A 12,689-nucleotide genomic window follows, 5' to 3' on the forward strand; every position below is an offset into this window, starting at 1 on the left:
AAAAGACCCATTGTGCGCTTATTCAGCGAGCCAAAGGGGCTATGAAGGATGGACGTGTTGGACGGTCCAACATTTTCGAGCCAGCGATCTGGCGACGCCGTTCGGCTCAGTCTCGCCGGGCACTGGACCCTCGATGCGTCCGCCGCGATCGAGGCCGGCGCTAAAGCCCTTCTAAGCGAGGGCGGGGCGGCGCGAAGAGCCATTCTTGATCTCGGCGCCGTCGCGCGGCTCGATACAGCCGGGGCTTGGCTGATCGACAAGACCCGCCAGGAGCTTGGCGCAAAAGGCGTCGAGGCCAAGCTCGAATCGATCCGGCCCGAATTTGGAATTCTCCTCGAGGAGGCGCGTTTTCGCGCGTTCGACGCGCCGCCCGCGCGGCGCAGCTCCTATATGATCAATCTCTTCGCCGATGTCGGCGAGAGCGTGGCCAATGCGGGCCGTGATCTATTGAACGCCGTCAATTGTCTCGGCGAATTTGTAGCTACGCTTGGCAAGAGCCTGGCTCAGCCTAAGCGTTTTCGCACTGCCTCGTTATTCTCCCACATGGAAGCTATTGCGCTTCGCGGCGTCCCGATCATCGTATTGATCAATTTTCTGGTCGGCGCCATCGTCGCGCAACAAGGCCTTTTTCAATTGCGGCGTTTCGGCGCCACAATCCTCGTCGTCGATCTCGTCGGCATTCTGATCCTGCGCGAACTTGGCGTTATGTTGACGGCGATCATGACTGCCGGGCGCTCCGGCTCGGCGATCACCGCCGAGCTCGGCTCGATGAAGATGCGCGAGGAAATCGACGCTCTGAAAGTGATGGGCATGCAGCCGATGGACGTTCTGATCGCGCCGAGGATTCTCGCGCTCGTGATCAGCGTTCCCCTATTGACCTTCATCGGCGACATGTCGGCGATCTTCGGCGGCATTATCGTGAGCTGGGTTTATGGCGGCATCAGCCCGCGCAGCTTCATAGCACTGCTGCCGGAGGCGATCGGCCTCCATACCTTTCTTAGCGGCATGATCAAAGCGCCTTTCATGGGGTTCGTCATTGGCCTCATAGCTTCGGTCGAAGGATTGGCGGTCGAGGGCTCGGCCGAATCGCTCGGGCGACGGGTCACCGCCTCTGTCGTCAAGTCCATCTTCATGGTGATCGTCGTGGATGGGGTTTTCGCGATGTTCTTTGCCGGAATTCGCTTTTGAAGAACGAGCAGGAGACGCCCGATCTCGCCTTGGCCCAGAGGCCCAGTCCGCTGACGAGGCCCGCTCATCTGCGGCCGGCGGCGGAGATCGTGATCCGCGTGCGCGACCTCGTCGTGGGTTTCGGCGGCGATCTCGTCATGCGCGGCCTCGATCTTGACGTTTACAGGGGCGAAGTTCTGGGCTTCGTCGGCGGCTCGGGCACTGGCAAATCGGTCCTGACCAGGACAATTCTCGGGCTTATCCGCAAGGAGAGCGGGCGAATCGAGATCTTTGGCTCCGACATCGATAAGCTGTCGGCGCGCGAACATGACAGCGTCGAGCGGCGCATTGGCGTGATGTTTCAGCAAGGCGCCTTGTTTTCCGGCCTGACCGTCAAGCAGAACGTTCAGGTGCCGATGCGGGAGCATTTGAGCTTGTCGCCGCGGCTCGCGGATGAGCTCGCCATGCTCAAGATCAAGCTCGTCGGCCTCGATCTCGACGCGGCGGACAAGTATCCTTCCGAATTATCCGGCGGAATGATCAAGCGCGCGGCTTTGGCGCGGGCCTTGGCGCTCGATCCCGAGCTCCTCTTTCTCGACGAACCGACATCGGGGCTTGATCCGATCGGCGCGGCGGAGTTTGATGAATTGATCGCCACGCTCCAGAAGACGCTCGGCCTGACTGTCTTCATGGTGACGCATGATCTGGACAGCCTTTATTCGATCTGCGATCGAATCGCTGCTCTGGCCGAGGGAAAAGTGATCGCCGCGGGCCCGATCGAGGCGATGCTCGCCGCGGAGCATCCGTGGCTGCGCGCCTATTTCCACGGCAAACGGGCGCGGCAATTCGATCCTTCAGTCGCTGAACGCGGGGGCGGCGTCTTGGCGGGCAATGAGCTCGCCGGTTTGCTTGGCGGGTAATGAACGCCGATAGCTTAAGGCAACGGCAGACAGGACACTTCGAGACATGGAAACTCGCGCCAATTATGCCCTGATCGGCATTTTCACCTTAGCGGTGATCGCCTCGGCCTTTGGCTTCGTCTTTTGGTTTGCCGGCGGCGACACGACGAACGGCCGCCGGACCTATAAAGTCGTCTTCGCCGGGTCGGTGTCTGGCCTGTTGCGAGGCGCCCCGGTGCTCTTTAACGGCGTGCGGGTGGGCGACGTGACGAAAATCGATCTTGCGCCGCAAGACCCAGGTCACGTCTCTGCGCTGGTCGATGTCGACGCGCGCGTTCCGGTTCGCACCGACACGAAGGCGCGTCTCGAATCGACCGGCTTGACGGGGGTCGCGTCAGTTGCGCTCATCGGCGGGGCCGAGCAGTCGCCGCCGCTCCCCGCCGGCCCGGGCGGCGGTCCGGGCGTGATTGTCGCCGAGGATCAAGCCGGCTTTCAGCAGCTTCTCGAATCTGCGCGACGAATCTCTGTCCAAACTTCCGATTTGCTCGATAAGACCAATCGGCTCATGGACGATAGCGCCTCCGCGATCGCGGCGTCGGTGAAGAATGTCGAAAAATTCTCCGACGCGCTCGCCTCCAACGCCGACGGGATCAAGGATTTCATGGGCGCGATGGCCGATGTCGGAAAGACGATCAAGCCGCTGACCGGCAAGCTCGAGACCCTCGCGACCGACGTCGACGCCGTCGTGAAGGCGATCAACCCCAATGAGGTCAAGACAATCGTTTCGGATGTCGCTTCGATCTCGGCGAAGCTGAATGCGGCGGCGGACAAGGTCGACGGCGTCTTGACGAATCTCAACGGATTTCTTGCAACCGGCGATTCGAAAGGCGCGTTCGGGGAGATCGCCGCCGCCGCGAAATCGATCAGGAAAGTCGCGGATGATTTCGATGGCCGGTTGAAGGAGATCGCCGCCAACGTCAATCGTTTCACAGGGACCGGATTGCGCCAATATGAGGCGTTGGCGGTCGATGGCCGCAAGACGCTCGAAGAGATCAACCAGGCGATCCGCTCGATCGAGAGCAACCCGCAACAATTTATCTTCGGCAAGAAGACGCAAATTCCGGAATACACCGGCAGTCGTTAACTCACTCGAGCTAATTTGCGCCGCGTCTGGCGCGCCTCGCGGGTCCTGGCCTGCGCGATGTCATCGGATGTTGAAGAGCGACGGCGGAGGGTCCGTCAGCCGGCGTTTCGGCGCGGCTTGCTTATCCTCCGCGGCGCGTCGGGTTTGGCGCTTGCGATGAGGAGATGATCAAGGATGGAGCCGGGTTTCGCTCTCCTCTTGCGCGCCTCAAGCCGCTGCGCGGCGGGAGTTCGGGGCCAATTATTGGTCGTCGTCATCGGAATTTTCGCGGGCTTGCTCGCCGCTTGCGCGACGACGCCGATGGTCACTTACGATCTTGGCGCGGCGAACGGCGGCGGCGCGGCGCGCGCCGGTCGTGGCCAACTTGTCGTCAATGAACCGACGGCGTCCTTGCCTACGGATTCAAACCGGATCGTGGTCCGCACCGGCGCCGACGCCATGGCCTATCTGACCGGGGCCCAATGGCCGGACAAATTGCCGGCGGTCGTTCAGACAAGGCTCATCGAAAGCTTCGAAAACGCGCATCTTCTGCGCGCGGTCGGGCGCCCAGGCATGCTCGCCGACTACAGCCTTCAAACCGACATACGCCGCTTCGAATTAGACGTCGGGCATAGCGAAGCGGTCGTCGAAATCTCCGCCCGGATCATTGGATCAAGCGGGCGGATCCTGGCCGGACAGATCTTTTCGGCGCGCGTCCCGGCTTCGAGGGACGATGGCGCGACGGTGACCGCCGCGCTCAATGTCGCGTCGGCGGATGTCATGCGCCAGATCGTCCTATGGGCGGCGCCGAAGGTTTGAGTTGTGCTCTTCAGATCTTGTTTTCTTGGGCCAACCGAAGGCCAAGCGCAACATCCTCACACCACGTTGTCAGGGGCGAGCGCGCAGATTGTTTCACGCTCGGTCTCGACTTGCATGGTCACATGGCCAATCTGATAGCGCTCATGCAGCTTGGCTGCGGCCTGCATGAGGAAAGCGTCGCCCGGATGCCCCTCCGGCATGACCAGATGGACGGTGAGCGCGGTTTCGCTCGTGCTCATCGCCCAGATATGTAGATCGTGGAGATCGGCGACGCCGGGCAGGGCGGCGAGGAACTGGCGCACGTCGGCGCTGCTGATTCCTACGGGAACGCCTGCGAGCGACAACGCCAGGCTCTCGCGCAAGAGGCCCCATGTCCCGGCGATGATGACGGCGCCGATGACAAGGCTCAAGGTCGGATCGATCCAATGCTGGTCTGTCACGGTTATGGCGAGGCCGGCCAGGACGACGCCGGCCGAGATGGCCGCGTCCGCCGCCATGTGGAGGAATGCGCCCCGGACATTGAGGTCGTGCTTGCGTCCTGACGCAAACAGCGCCGCCGTGAGGCCGTTGACGACCAGGCCGACGCCGGCCACAGCCATCATGACCCCGCCTGCGACCGGTTCAGGGAGAAAGAAACGTTCGATCGCCGCATAACTGAGGCCGCCCGTGACCACGAGCAGGAACATGGCGTTGAACAGAGCGGCCAGGATCGACGTCGCCCGCAGCCCATAGGTGAAGCGCGGCGAGGGCGCCCGTCGCGCCGCGATGGTCGCGGCGAAAGCGACGCCGAGTCCGAGCACATCGGAGAGATTATGTCCGGCGTCGGCGATCAGGGCGATCGAATTCCCGATAAATCCATAAATCGCTTCGAGGATCACCACGATCAGGTTGAGCGCCATCCCGACGCCGAAACGCATCCCGAAATTCGCCGGGCCATGCTCATGTGAATGACCGGCGCCGTGGACATGACCATGCTGGTGGGAGTTGTTCATCGCGCCGCCGCAATTGTCGAATCGAGCGAAACCAAGGGTCTCAGGCGCTCTATATCATTTCCTTGGGCCTTAGCGGACCGCCTTTTGCTGGTCCATGAATTTGCCGCTATGGGCGCGCCCGCATGGCCTCGACACCGTGTAGAACGGCGCGGGCGTCGCACTCGAAGCGCATCAAACGGAACTGGGGCTAGGGTCTGCGACGGAAAAAACGCGACAAAGCATCGAGCGTCTCCAAATTCACGCGTTCGTGACGACGCGCGCATCAAATGGCGAAGGAAACGATCATTGACCTCAGGCTCCCTATTGACCCGCGCGATCTTCACCGAAGGGTCCACCATGCGGCATGTGCTCGTCATGACCGGGACGGCCTCGGTCGGGCTCATGTCGATTTTTCTCGTGGATCTTTTGTCGCTCATTTACGTGTCCCGCCTCGGCGATCCGAATCTGACCGCGGCGGTCGGCTATGCGACTCAGGTTCTGTTCTTTTCGGTCTCGATCAATATTGGGCTCTCGATCGCGATCGGCGCCTTGGTCGCGCGCGCGATTGGCGCCGGCGACTGGCCTGACGCGCAACGGCTCGCGGCGTCCGGTCTCGTGCATGTCGTCATTGTCGCGGGCCTGGTCAGTTGCGTCGCCTTACCCCTCCGACGCGAGATTCTGATTCTCTTCGGCGCCCGCGGCGAAGCCCTTGACGTCGGCGCGACCTTTCTCGCGATTACGCTTCCGGCCACGATTTTTCTCGGCCTCGGCATGTCGCTCGCAAGCCTCCTGCGCGCGGTCGGTGATGCGCGAAGGGCAATGTTCGTGACGCTGTCTGGAGCCATCGTCACCGCCTGTCTCGATCCGATCTTCATTTTCGGCTTCGGATTAGGCGTCGACGGCGCGGCGATCGTCACCCTCATCTCGCGTTTCGTTCTCCTCGCTGTCGGCCTTCACGGCGCGGTGCGGAAACATGGGCTCGTTGGGCGTCCTTACCGCGAAGCCGTCATCTACGACTTGCCGGCGATGATGACGATCGCGGTTCCCGCCATATTGACCAATCTGGCCGCGCCAGTGGCCAACGCCTATTCGATGCGGATCTTTTCCCATTTTGGCGAAGCCGTCGTCGCCGCATTCGCCATCAACGACAGGGTTACGCCATTCGCCTTCGGGGTTCTGTTCGCCCTCTCCGGATCGGTCGGCCCCATCATGGCGCAAAATCTCGGCGCGCGGCTCATCCGGCGGGTGCGCCAAACGCTCACCAATAGCTTTGTGTTCTCGGCGATTTATGTCGTGATCGTGTCGGCGCTTCTGCGCGAGGCGGCGCCGATCGTCATCGACATTTTCAACGCGCGCGGCGAGACGGCCGAGCTCGTGCGGTTTTTTTGCGCCTACGCCGGCCCGCTTTGGCTCTTTCTTGGCGGAATTTTCGTCGCCAACGCCGCTTTCAACAATTTGGGGTTTCCGCTTCTTTCGACCTTGTTCAATTGGGGCCGCGCGACGCTCGGCGTCATCCCCTTCGTGACGATCGGCGCCGCCCGGTTTGGACCCGAAGGCGGCTTTATCGGCTTGATCGCCGGCTCGGCCATGTTTGGAATAGGGGCTGTGGCGGCGGCCTATTTCGTCACGGCCAAGCTCGCAAAACGTCCCAAGGGCGCGTAGCATCACGCGCCGTCCCGCCCAAAAAAGCTTTTCTCAATCCGCTTGTCGCGGGAGGCAGGGAGGGAACGCAATGTCCAATCTTTACGCGATCTTGCAAGACGCCCAAGGCGGCCAGGCGCTCGATAATCTGGCGAAGCAATTCAACATCTCAAAAGAAGAAGCGGACGCCGCGGTCAGGGCGCTGTTGCCGGCGCTGTCGACCGGTTTCCTGAGCAAGGCGACCGAACCGGGGGCTCTCGGTTCGATCATCGGCGCGCTGGGCGACGGCCAACATCTCGCGGCCTTCGCCGATCCGGCCGCTGCGCAGTCGCAAGCGACGGCGCAGAAGGGCGACGAGGTCCTGGTTCACTTGTTCGGTTCGAGCCAAGTCGACGAGCAAATCGTCCAGCGCGCTTCGGCCGCAACTGGGCTCAAGCCGGAGCTTCTCGCGCAAATGCTGCCGGTCATCGCTTCGGTGATCGTCGGCGGCGTCACGAAATCACTGCAAAGTCAGGGCTTTGGCGGGATTTTCACGCAGCTCGTCAATGCCGCCCGACATGGCGGCCTCAGCTCAATTCTGGGCTCATTGACGGAGGAGGCCCAGGCTTTACCAAGCCCGCAATCGCGGCCGAGCGCCGCGCCTTCGGCGTCGTCGCCCGGGGGCTTCGGCGGCATTCTCGCAACCTTCATCGGAAGCCTTCTTGGCCGTTTGGGAGCGCCGCCCTCCGTGTCTGCGCCCGCGCCTGCTCCTCAGGCGCCGGGTCTCGATTCGCGCGCGATCCAGGCGGCGATCGAAGCTTTGGCCAAAGTATTCCAACCAGGAACGCCGTCGCAATCAAGTCGAGTGCTTAGCGCAGTGGAAATCGAACCGAAGCAAACCGAATCGCCTAGAGCTGAGTCGGAAGAAACGGGACTGTCGGAAACCAAATCTCAACCGCATGAGCCTGCGCCATTGGCCGAAATACGAAACGAAATCGGCGAGATCCTTGATAGCAAACGCCACTGAACATGCGTTGCCTCGGCTATAATCGAGAATGCTTCGGAGCCTGATTGGCGCCTAAGCGGTGAGCAAGATCAAGTATTAAAGCGCTCTGACGCAAGGAGGGCTTACGCAGGCCAGTCTTGCTCGGAAAATTGACGCGCCGACTTTCAACCGGAGTCGGCGCGAGCGCCGCTTCGGCGGCGGAGGCCAGCAGGCCGTCCGCATTGCGCCTTGCCGCGCACCCGCCTATGTAGCTTGGCGGCGCATGGACGATGACCTTCTCTCAAGCGCTGGGAGGCTCAAGCCGGATCTCTTAGGCCCGACCAAAGACGGTGGGCGCCTAGGGCGTTCGGCGAAGCTCGTTGCGACTCGGCGGACCCCGCCGAGAGCGGATCTTGCATTCCGGATCGCGGCGGGCCTGCTTGGGCTTGATGATGATAGCGCAGACGAAAGTTTGGAAATGGCTCGCGACGTTTCGGATTCCACGCCTATTGCGTCGCGCGATGAACTTGTCGCCTGGATCGAAGCGGGATCGAAGCCGGCGGAAGAATTCCGGATCGGCACCGAGCATGAAAAGATTCCGTTCCATCGCGCCGATCATTCCCCCGTCGCCTACCAAGGCGGCCCAGAGGGCGCCAAGGGCGGGATACGCGGCTTGCTTGAGGGAATGCAGGCGGCTCTCGGTTGGGCGCCGATCAACGACGGCGCCAATATCATCGGGCTTTACGACGAAAAGGGCGGCGGCGCGATTTCTCTGGAGCCCGGCGGCCAATTCGAGCTCTCCGGCGCGCCATTCGCCACGATTCATGCAACCAAGGACGAACTCGACTGTCATTTTTCGACGCTCGAAACGGTCGCGGCGCCGTTCGGAATAGGTTTTTTGTCCCTCGGGATGAGCCCTAAATGGCGCCTCGACGAAATACCAATGATGCCGAAACAGCGCTACGCGATCATGGCGAACTATATGCCGAAGGTCGGCGGGCGCGGCCTCGACATGATGTTTCGCACATCGACCGTGCAGGCCAATTTCGATTTTTCGAGCGAGTCCGACATGGTGAAGAAGTTTCGCGTGTCGCTCGCCTTGCAGCCGCTGGCGACCGCGCTATTCGCCAATTCGCCTTTCACCGACGGCAAGCTCAATGGATTTCTTTCGGCGCGCTCGGAGGTCTGGCGCGACACCGATCCCGTGCGCACGGGCATGCTGCCCTTCGTCTTTGAAGACGGCATGGGCTTCGAACGCTATGTCGATTACGCCATTGACGTGCCGCTCTATTTCGTCAAGCGCGGCGAAACCTATCACGATGTGGCGGGCGCGAGCTTTCGCGACCTGCTCGACGGCAAGCTCGCGAAATTTCCGGGCGAGCGCGCGATCCTATCCGACTGGGCCAACCATCTTTCGACGATTTTTCCGGAAGTGCGGCTGAAACGCTATCTCGAGATGCGCGGCGCCGACGCTGGGCCGCGGCCGTTCCTCGCGGCGCTTCCGGCCCTCTTCACAGGGCTTCTCTACGAGCCCTCTTCGCTTGACGCCGCTTGGGACCTGGTCAAGCCATGGAGCGCCGCGGCGCGCGAAAAATTGCGCGCCGATGTTCCCCGCTTCGGTCTCGAGGCGATCATCTCCGGGCGGCGGCTGCGCGAAGTCGCGGGCGAGGTTTTGAGCATCGCCCGCGTGGGCCTGGCCAAGCGCGACCGGCGCGACGCCAAGGGACACGATGAAACCTATTTTCTCGATCCGCTCGACGCGATCGTTGCTGGACGGACGGAAGCTGAGCGCCTCATCGAAAACTATAAAACCGCATGGGGCGGAAGCGTCGAACCAGCTTTCGAAGAATGCGTTTACTGAGGTCTTTGTCGGCGCAGCGGAGGGGGCCGCGAAATGAAAGTTTTAGGCGGAACCTTGGTCCTGGGCGCGATCGTCGCAAGTCTGTCTTGGGGGGTCGGCATGGCCAGCGACCTCTCCGCGTTGCGGCAATGGACCGGCAAATATCCTTTCGACAAAATCGTCGCTGGGAAATCCCTCTGGGATCAGCCGGGCGTTCAAGCGGCCATGCGCGCCGCCATGGGCGAAAAATTCTTCGCGCTCTCGCGTAAGAAAATGCACGGCCCGGAAGGTCCGGTCGCCGATAATGGCAAAGGCGTCCTCGTCGCTTGGTCGTGCAAGGCGCATGACTGCGGCGACAACCAGATGAGCGTCTTTTTCGATCTTGCCGCGGGGACCGCGCAAGTGTGCTGGCGGACCGCCGATCAATCCGGCAAAGCGCAAGATCTTTGGTTGGCGAACGGCAAGGCGCGTCCACTCGCAAGCAACGCCTGCGTGTCCGAAGGCGACGATCCTTTCGCGCTCTTGACGAAATTCGGCGGCGGGGGTTGAACGATTGTTGCAAACTCATGCTCTGATCGAGACGAGCGCGCTTAAAGCGGCGAGAGCGAAGAGTCTTGCGAAGGTTTCAACATGGTTGAAGCAACGAAAGTCGAGCGCCGCACCGTCGAGCTTTCCGCCTATCCCGATTTGATCGTCATTCATCTCGGGATGAAAATTCATTCGCCGGGAGGTCTTTGGACCCTTCTGAGATTGGGCCCGCAAATCAGGACTGCCGTGGAGGCGCGTCCCGACGGACTTCTCGCCCATGAGAACATGATCTTTTCGCTATTTCCGGTTCATCTCGGGATGCGCCAATATTGGCGCGATTTCGACGCGCTGGAGCGTTGGACGCTGGCGCAACCCCACCGCGAATGGTGGCTCGATTTCCTCCGCGATCCGCGCGGGACAAGCTTCTGGCATGAGGTCTACAGCAAAAAAGGCGGCTTCGAAGCGATCTACCTCGGCGACATACCGCCTTTTGGATTCAGCGCCTTCGCTCCGCTCATTGCTGCGAAAGGACCGATGTTCTCGGCGAAGTCGAGGCTTTATCCACAAGCCAGGGACGCGGCTTCGTAAAGCCGGTCACCGAGCTGTCCGTTGGCCGCGCCTTGAGAGCGTGGATGAACCGCTCGCCGGCTCAACGGAAGGGATCGATCGATCCGGTTGCATCGCTGTCGCGCAACCGTAAATGCTCGCGCGTCCTGGAGATTTCTCCGCGCGCGGGAAGCGTCTGGACGACGCCGTCCTCATCGCCGCCGGCATTGACGCGCACGGCCGCGGGAGCCGCGCCGCCAGCGGCCCAGCCGTTGTCGGGAGCGCTCGCCATGCGGGAGCCAACCTCCAACCGGACATGGCCTCCGACCCACACGCAGGCATCGGTCCCGTCGACCGCTGTGAAGCCGGGCCCAAAGGCGGCGCATTGCGCATCAGCATGCGAAAGCGCTGCATTGCCGGACGAAAGATCGTTTGCTTCCACGCGTTCGCCGATGCCGATAACAGCGGCGGCGCTGGAACAGACGAATAGAAAAACTTTGCGCAATATCATGGAGAGCCTAAACGATTCGCTTCCTGATTGGACGCTATCTAAGAGACCCTACAATGGGGCGATTTAATGATCCCTTAAGTCATCTTCGCGCCAATCGCCGAGTTCCGCTTGAACCAAGGTCAGAGCCGCGACCGCCGCCGTGTCCGCGCGTAAGATGCGCGGGCCGAGCGACAGCCGCACCACCTGGGACATGGACAGCAACATGTCGCGCTCTTGGCTGTCGAACCCGCCTTCCGGGCCGATCAAGACCGCAAGCGGGCGGCCGTCCCGGGCTTCAGCTAGCGGGCGCAGCGCGCCGATCGGGTTTCGCACCGGCGCGTCTTCATCGCAGAAGACGAGAATGCGATCTTTTTCCCAATCGCCGAGCAGGACGTCGAGCCGCGCCGCGGGCGCGATCTCCGGTATCGCGAGAATGCCGCATTGTTCGGCGGCCTCGATCGCATTTGCTCGCATTCGCGCGAAATTGATCCGCTCCGCCTGGGTGCGGCGGGTCAGCGCCGGACGAAGCAGGCCCGCCCCCATTTCGACAGCTTTCTGAATCATATAGTCCTGCCGCGCATGTTTGAGCGGCGCGAATAGATAGTGCAGATCAAAGCGGGGAGGCTGCGGCCGAACCATTTCCTTTGCGACGAGCGCGACGGACTTGCGGCCGGCCGCTACGACCGCCGCGCGCCATTCTCCATCGCGGCCGTTGAACGCCAGAATTTCGGCGCCGTCAGGCAGACGCAGGACGTTGCGAATATAGTTCGCCTGTCCGCTATCGAGTTCGATGCGCGCGCCTTGCACTAGCGAGCCTTCGACAAAGAGGCGATGAGTCGTGAAATCATAGCGCGGCATGGGACTACCAGATTCAATCGACCTGCGAGAGATGCGGCCCGAGTGAGCCGGTAATGTTGGTGGTCAAGGCGCAGAAATAATTGAGACGCGCAATTCATTGCAACTTGTCAGTCCGGCAAATTATTAGCTCGAAATATTGCGCTTGAGCCGAGCGTCTTCGCTATGCGCGATTGAACAATACTTCAAGTTGGCGGATGCTGCGATCCGATCGGAATTTCACGCGGGCGATTCGCCGACGGCGCAAGTTCGGGGAGGTCGGTCAAACGATGACAAATGCGTTTCGCATCCTCTCACGCGGCGTCGCGCTCGCCATTGCCTTGACGCCGTTGACTCCGGCTCTCGCACAGAGCCAGATGGAATTGAACGAGGACGCCGGGAATGACTTCACGAAATCCGATAAAAGGCTGAACGAGATCTATCGAAAATTAATGGCGAAAATCTCTCCGGAGGGGCAGGCCCGTCTCCGCGATGTTGAGAAGCTGTGGATCCTGTTCCGCGATCAGGAATGCGCCTTTGAAACCCTCGGAACGGTGGAGGGATCCATCCACCCGATGGTCCTGTTCATCTGCAAAACCCGCCTCACCGATCAGCGGGTCAAGGATCTTGAAGATCAGTTAAACTGCCAGGAAGGGGATCTCTCCTGCGGCGGCCAATGAGTTTCATAAAATTGTGGGGCCCGGCCCATATTCCTCGGGCTTGCGTCTTCAAGTCCGGCGGCGCTCAAGGCAATGGCGGGAAGCTCGATGCGATCCGCCTTACCCTCGACGCAATAAGATGGTTAACGGACGTTCTCGCGTTGAATGGCCATGCGCCGCCGGCGACGCAAGAGCCTTGACCTTGCCT

14 protein-coding genes are annotated in these 12,689 nt (G+C 61.4%); 11 read left to right on the plus strand and 3 right to left on the minus strand.

Translation table 11 applies throughout. The annotated features are described in order from the left end of the window. Positions 1–48 precede the first annotated feature (48 nt). The 4 genes from RZS28_RS09495 (at position 49) to RZS28_RS09510 (ending at position 4,008) form a co-directional block, all read left to right on the plus strand. Complete coding sequence (locus RZS28_RS09495) at positions 49–1,188, plus strand: MlaE family lipid ABC transporter permease subunit (protein WP_407337528.1); 1,140 nt, start codon at positions 49–51, stop codon at positions 1,186–1,188. Between the two features lie 137 nt (positions 1,189–1,325). Continuing rightward, positions 1,326–2,087, plus strand: a complete 762-nt coding sequence (locus tag RZS28_RS09500; protein WP_407341092.1) for an ABC transporter ATP-binding protein — start codon at positions 1,326–1,328, stop codon at positions 2,085–2,087. 46 nt (positions 2,088–2,133) lie between these two features. After that, positions 2,134–3,210 carry an MlaD family protein gene (locus tag RZS28_RS09505; protein WP_407337529.1) on the plus strand — a complete coding sequence of 359 codons (1,077 nt, stop codon included), beginning with the start codon at positions 2,134–2,136 and terminating at the stop codon, positions 3,208–3,210. A 174-nt stretch (positions 3,211–3,384) separates the two neighbouring features. Then, a complete protein-coding gene (locus tag RZS28_RS09510) occupies positions 3,385–4,008 on the plus strand; it encodes an ABC-type transport auxiliary lipoprotein family protein (RefSeq protein WP_407337530.1) in 624 nt (207 codons plus the stop codon). A 56-nt stretch (positions 4,009–4,064) separates the two neighbouring features. Here RZS28_RS09510 and RZS28_RS09515 read toward each other — a convergent pair whose 3' ends face one another. Further along, positions 4,065–5,000, minus strand: a complete 936-nt coding sequence (locus RZS28_RS09515) for a cation diffusion facilitator family transporter (protein WP_407337531.1) — start codon at positions 4,998–5,000, stop codon at positions 4,065–4,067. A gap of 285 nt (positions 5,001–5,285) precedes the next feature. On the opposite strand from RZS28_RS09515, the gene RZS28_RS09520 reads away from it, so the two are divergent. The 5 genes from RZS28_RS09520 (at position 5,286) to RZS28_RS09540 (ending at position 10,540) form a co-directional block, all read left to right on the plus strand. Then, positions 5,286–6,641, plus strand: a complete 1,356-nt coding sequence (locus tag RZS28_RS09520) for an MATE family efflux transporter (RefSeq protein WP_407337532.1) — start codon at positions 5,286–5,288, stop codon at positions 6,639–6,641. Positions 6,642–6,711: 70 nt separating this feature from the next. Further along, positions 6,712–7,626, plus strand: a complete 915-nt coding sequence (locus RZS28_RS09525; RefSeq protein ID WP_407337533.1) for a DUF937 domain-containing protein — start codon at positions 6,712–6,714, stop codon at positions 7,624–7,626. Positions 7,627–8,062: 436 nt separating this feature from the next. Next, positions 8,063–9,445 (plus strand): glutamate--cysteine ligase, encoded by a 1,383-nt coding sequence (locus tag RZS28_RS09530; RefSeq protein WP_407337534.1) that lies wholly within the window; start codon positions 8,063–8,065, stop codon positions 9,443–9,445. A 33-nt stretch (positions 9,446–9,478) separates the two neighbouring features. Then, complete coding sequence (locus RZS28_RS09535) at positions 9,479–9,973, plus strand: Ivy family c-type lysozyme inhibitor (RefSeq protein ID WP_407337535.1); 495 nt, start codon at positions 9,479–9,481, stop codon at positions 9,971–9,973. An 81-nt stretch (positions 9,974–10,054) separates the two neighbouring features. Beyond that, positions 10,055–10,540: a monooxygenase family protein gene (locus RZS28_RS09540; protein WP_407337536.1), complete on the plus strand. Its 486-nt coding sequence runs from the start codon at positions 10,055–10,057 to the stop codon at positions 10,538–10,540. A gap of 61 nt (positions 10,541–10,601) precedes the next feature. On the opposite strand, the gene RZS28_RS09545 is transcribed toward RZS28_RS09540, so the two are convergent. Together RZS28_RS09545 and RZS28_RS09550 are read right to left on the minus strand one after the other, a co-directional pair. Continuing rightward, positions 10,602–11,009: a hypothetical protein gene (locus RZS28_RS09545; RefSeq protein WP_407337537.1), complete on the minus strand. Its 408-nt coding sequence runs from the start codon at positions 11,007–11,009 to the stop codon at positions 10,602–10,604. Positions 11,010–11,072: 63 nt separating this feature from the next. After that, positions 11,073–11,846: a 16S rRNA (uracil(1498)-N(3))-methyltransferase gene (locus RZS28_RS09550; RefSeq protein WP_407337538.1), complete on the minus strand. Its 774-nt coding sequence runs from the start codon at positions 11,844–11,846 to the stop codon at positions 11,073–11,075. Positions 11,847–12,199: 353 nt separating this feature from the next. On the opposite strand from RZS28_RS09550, the gene RZS28_RS09555 reads away from it, so the two are divergent. Further along, positions 12,200–12,502 carry a lysozyme inhibitor LprI family protein gene (locus RZS28_RS09555; protein WP_407337539.1) on the plus strand — a complete coding sequence of 101 codons (303 nt, stop codon included), beginning with the start codon at positions 12,200–12,202 and terminating at the stop codon, positions 12,500–12,502. Further along, positions 12,499–12,681 (plus strand): hypothetical protein, encoded by a 183-nt coding sequence (locus RZS28_RS09560; protein ID WP_407337540.1) that lies wholly within the window; start codon positions 12,499–12,501, stop codon positions 12,679–12,681. Before RZS28_RS09555 ends, RZS28_RS09560 begins: the two co-directional genes overlap by 4 nt. Positions 12,682–12,689 lie beyond the last annotated feature (8 nt).

It is taken from the genome of Methylocapsa polymorpha (assembly GCF_045689225.1).
GTDB classification, from domain to species: Bacteria; Pseudomonadota; Alphaproteobacteria; order Rhizobiales; family Beijerinckiaceae; genus Methylocapsa; species Methylocapsa polymorpha.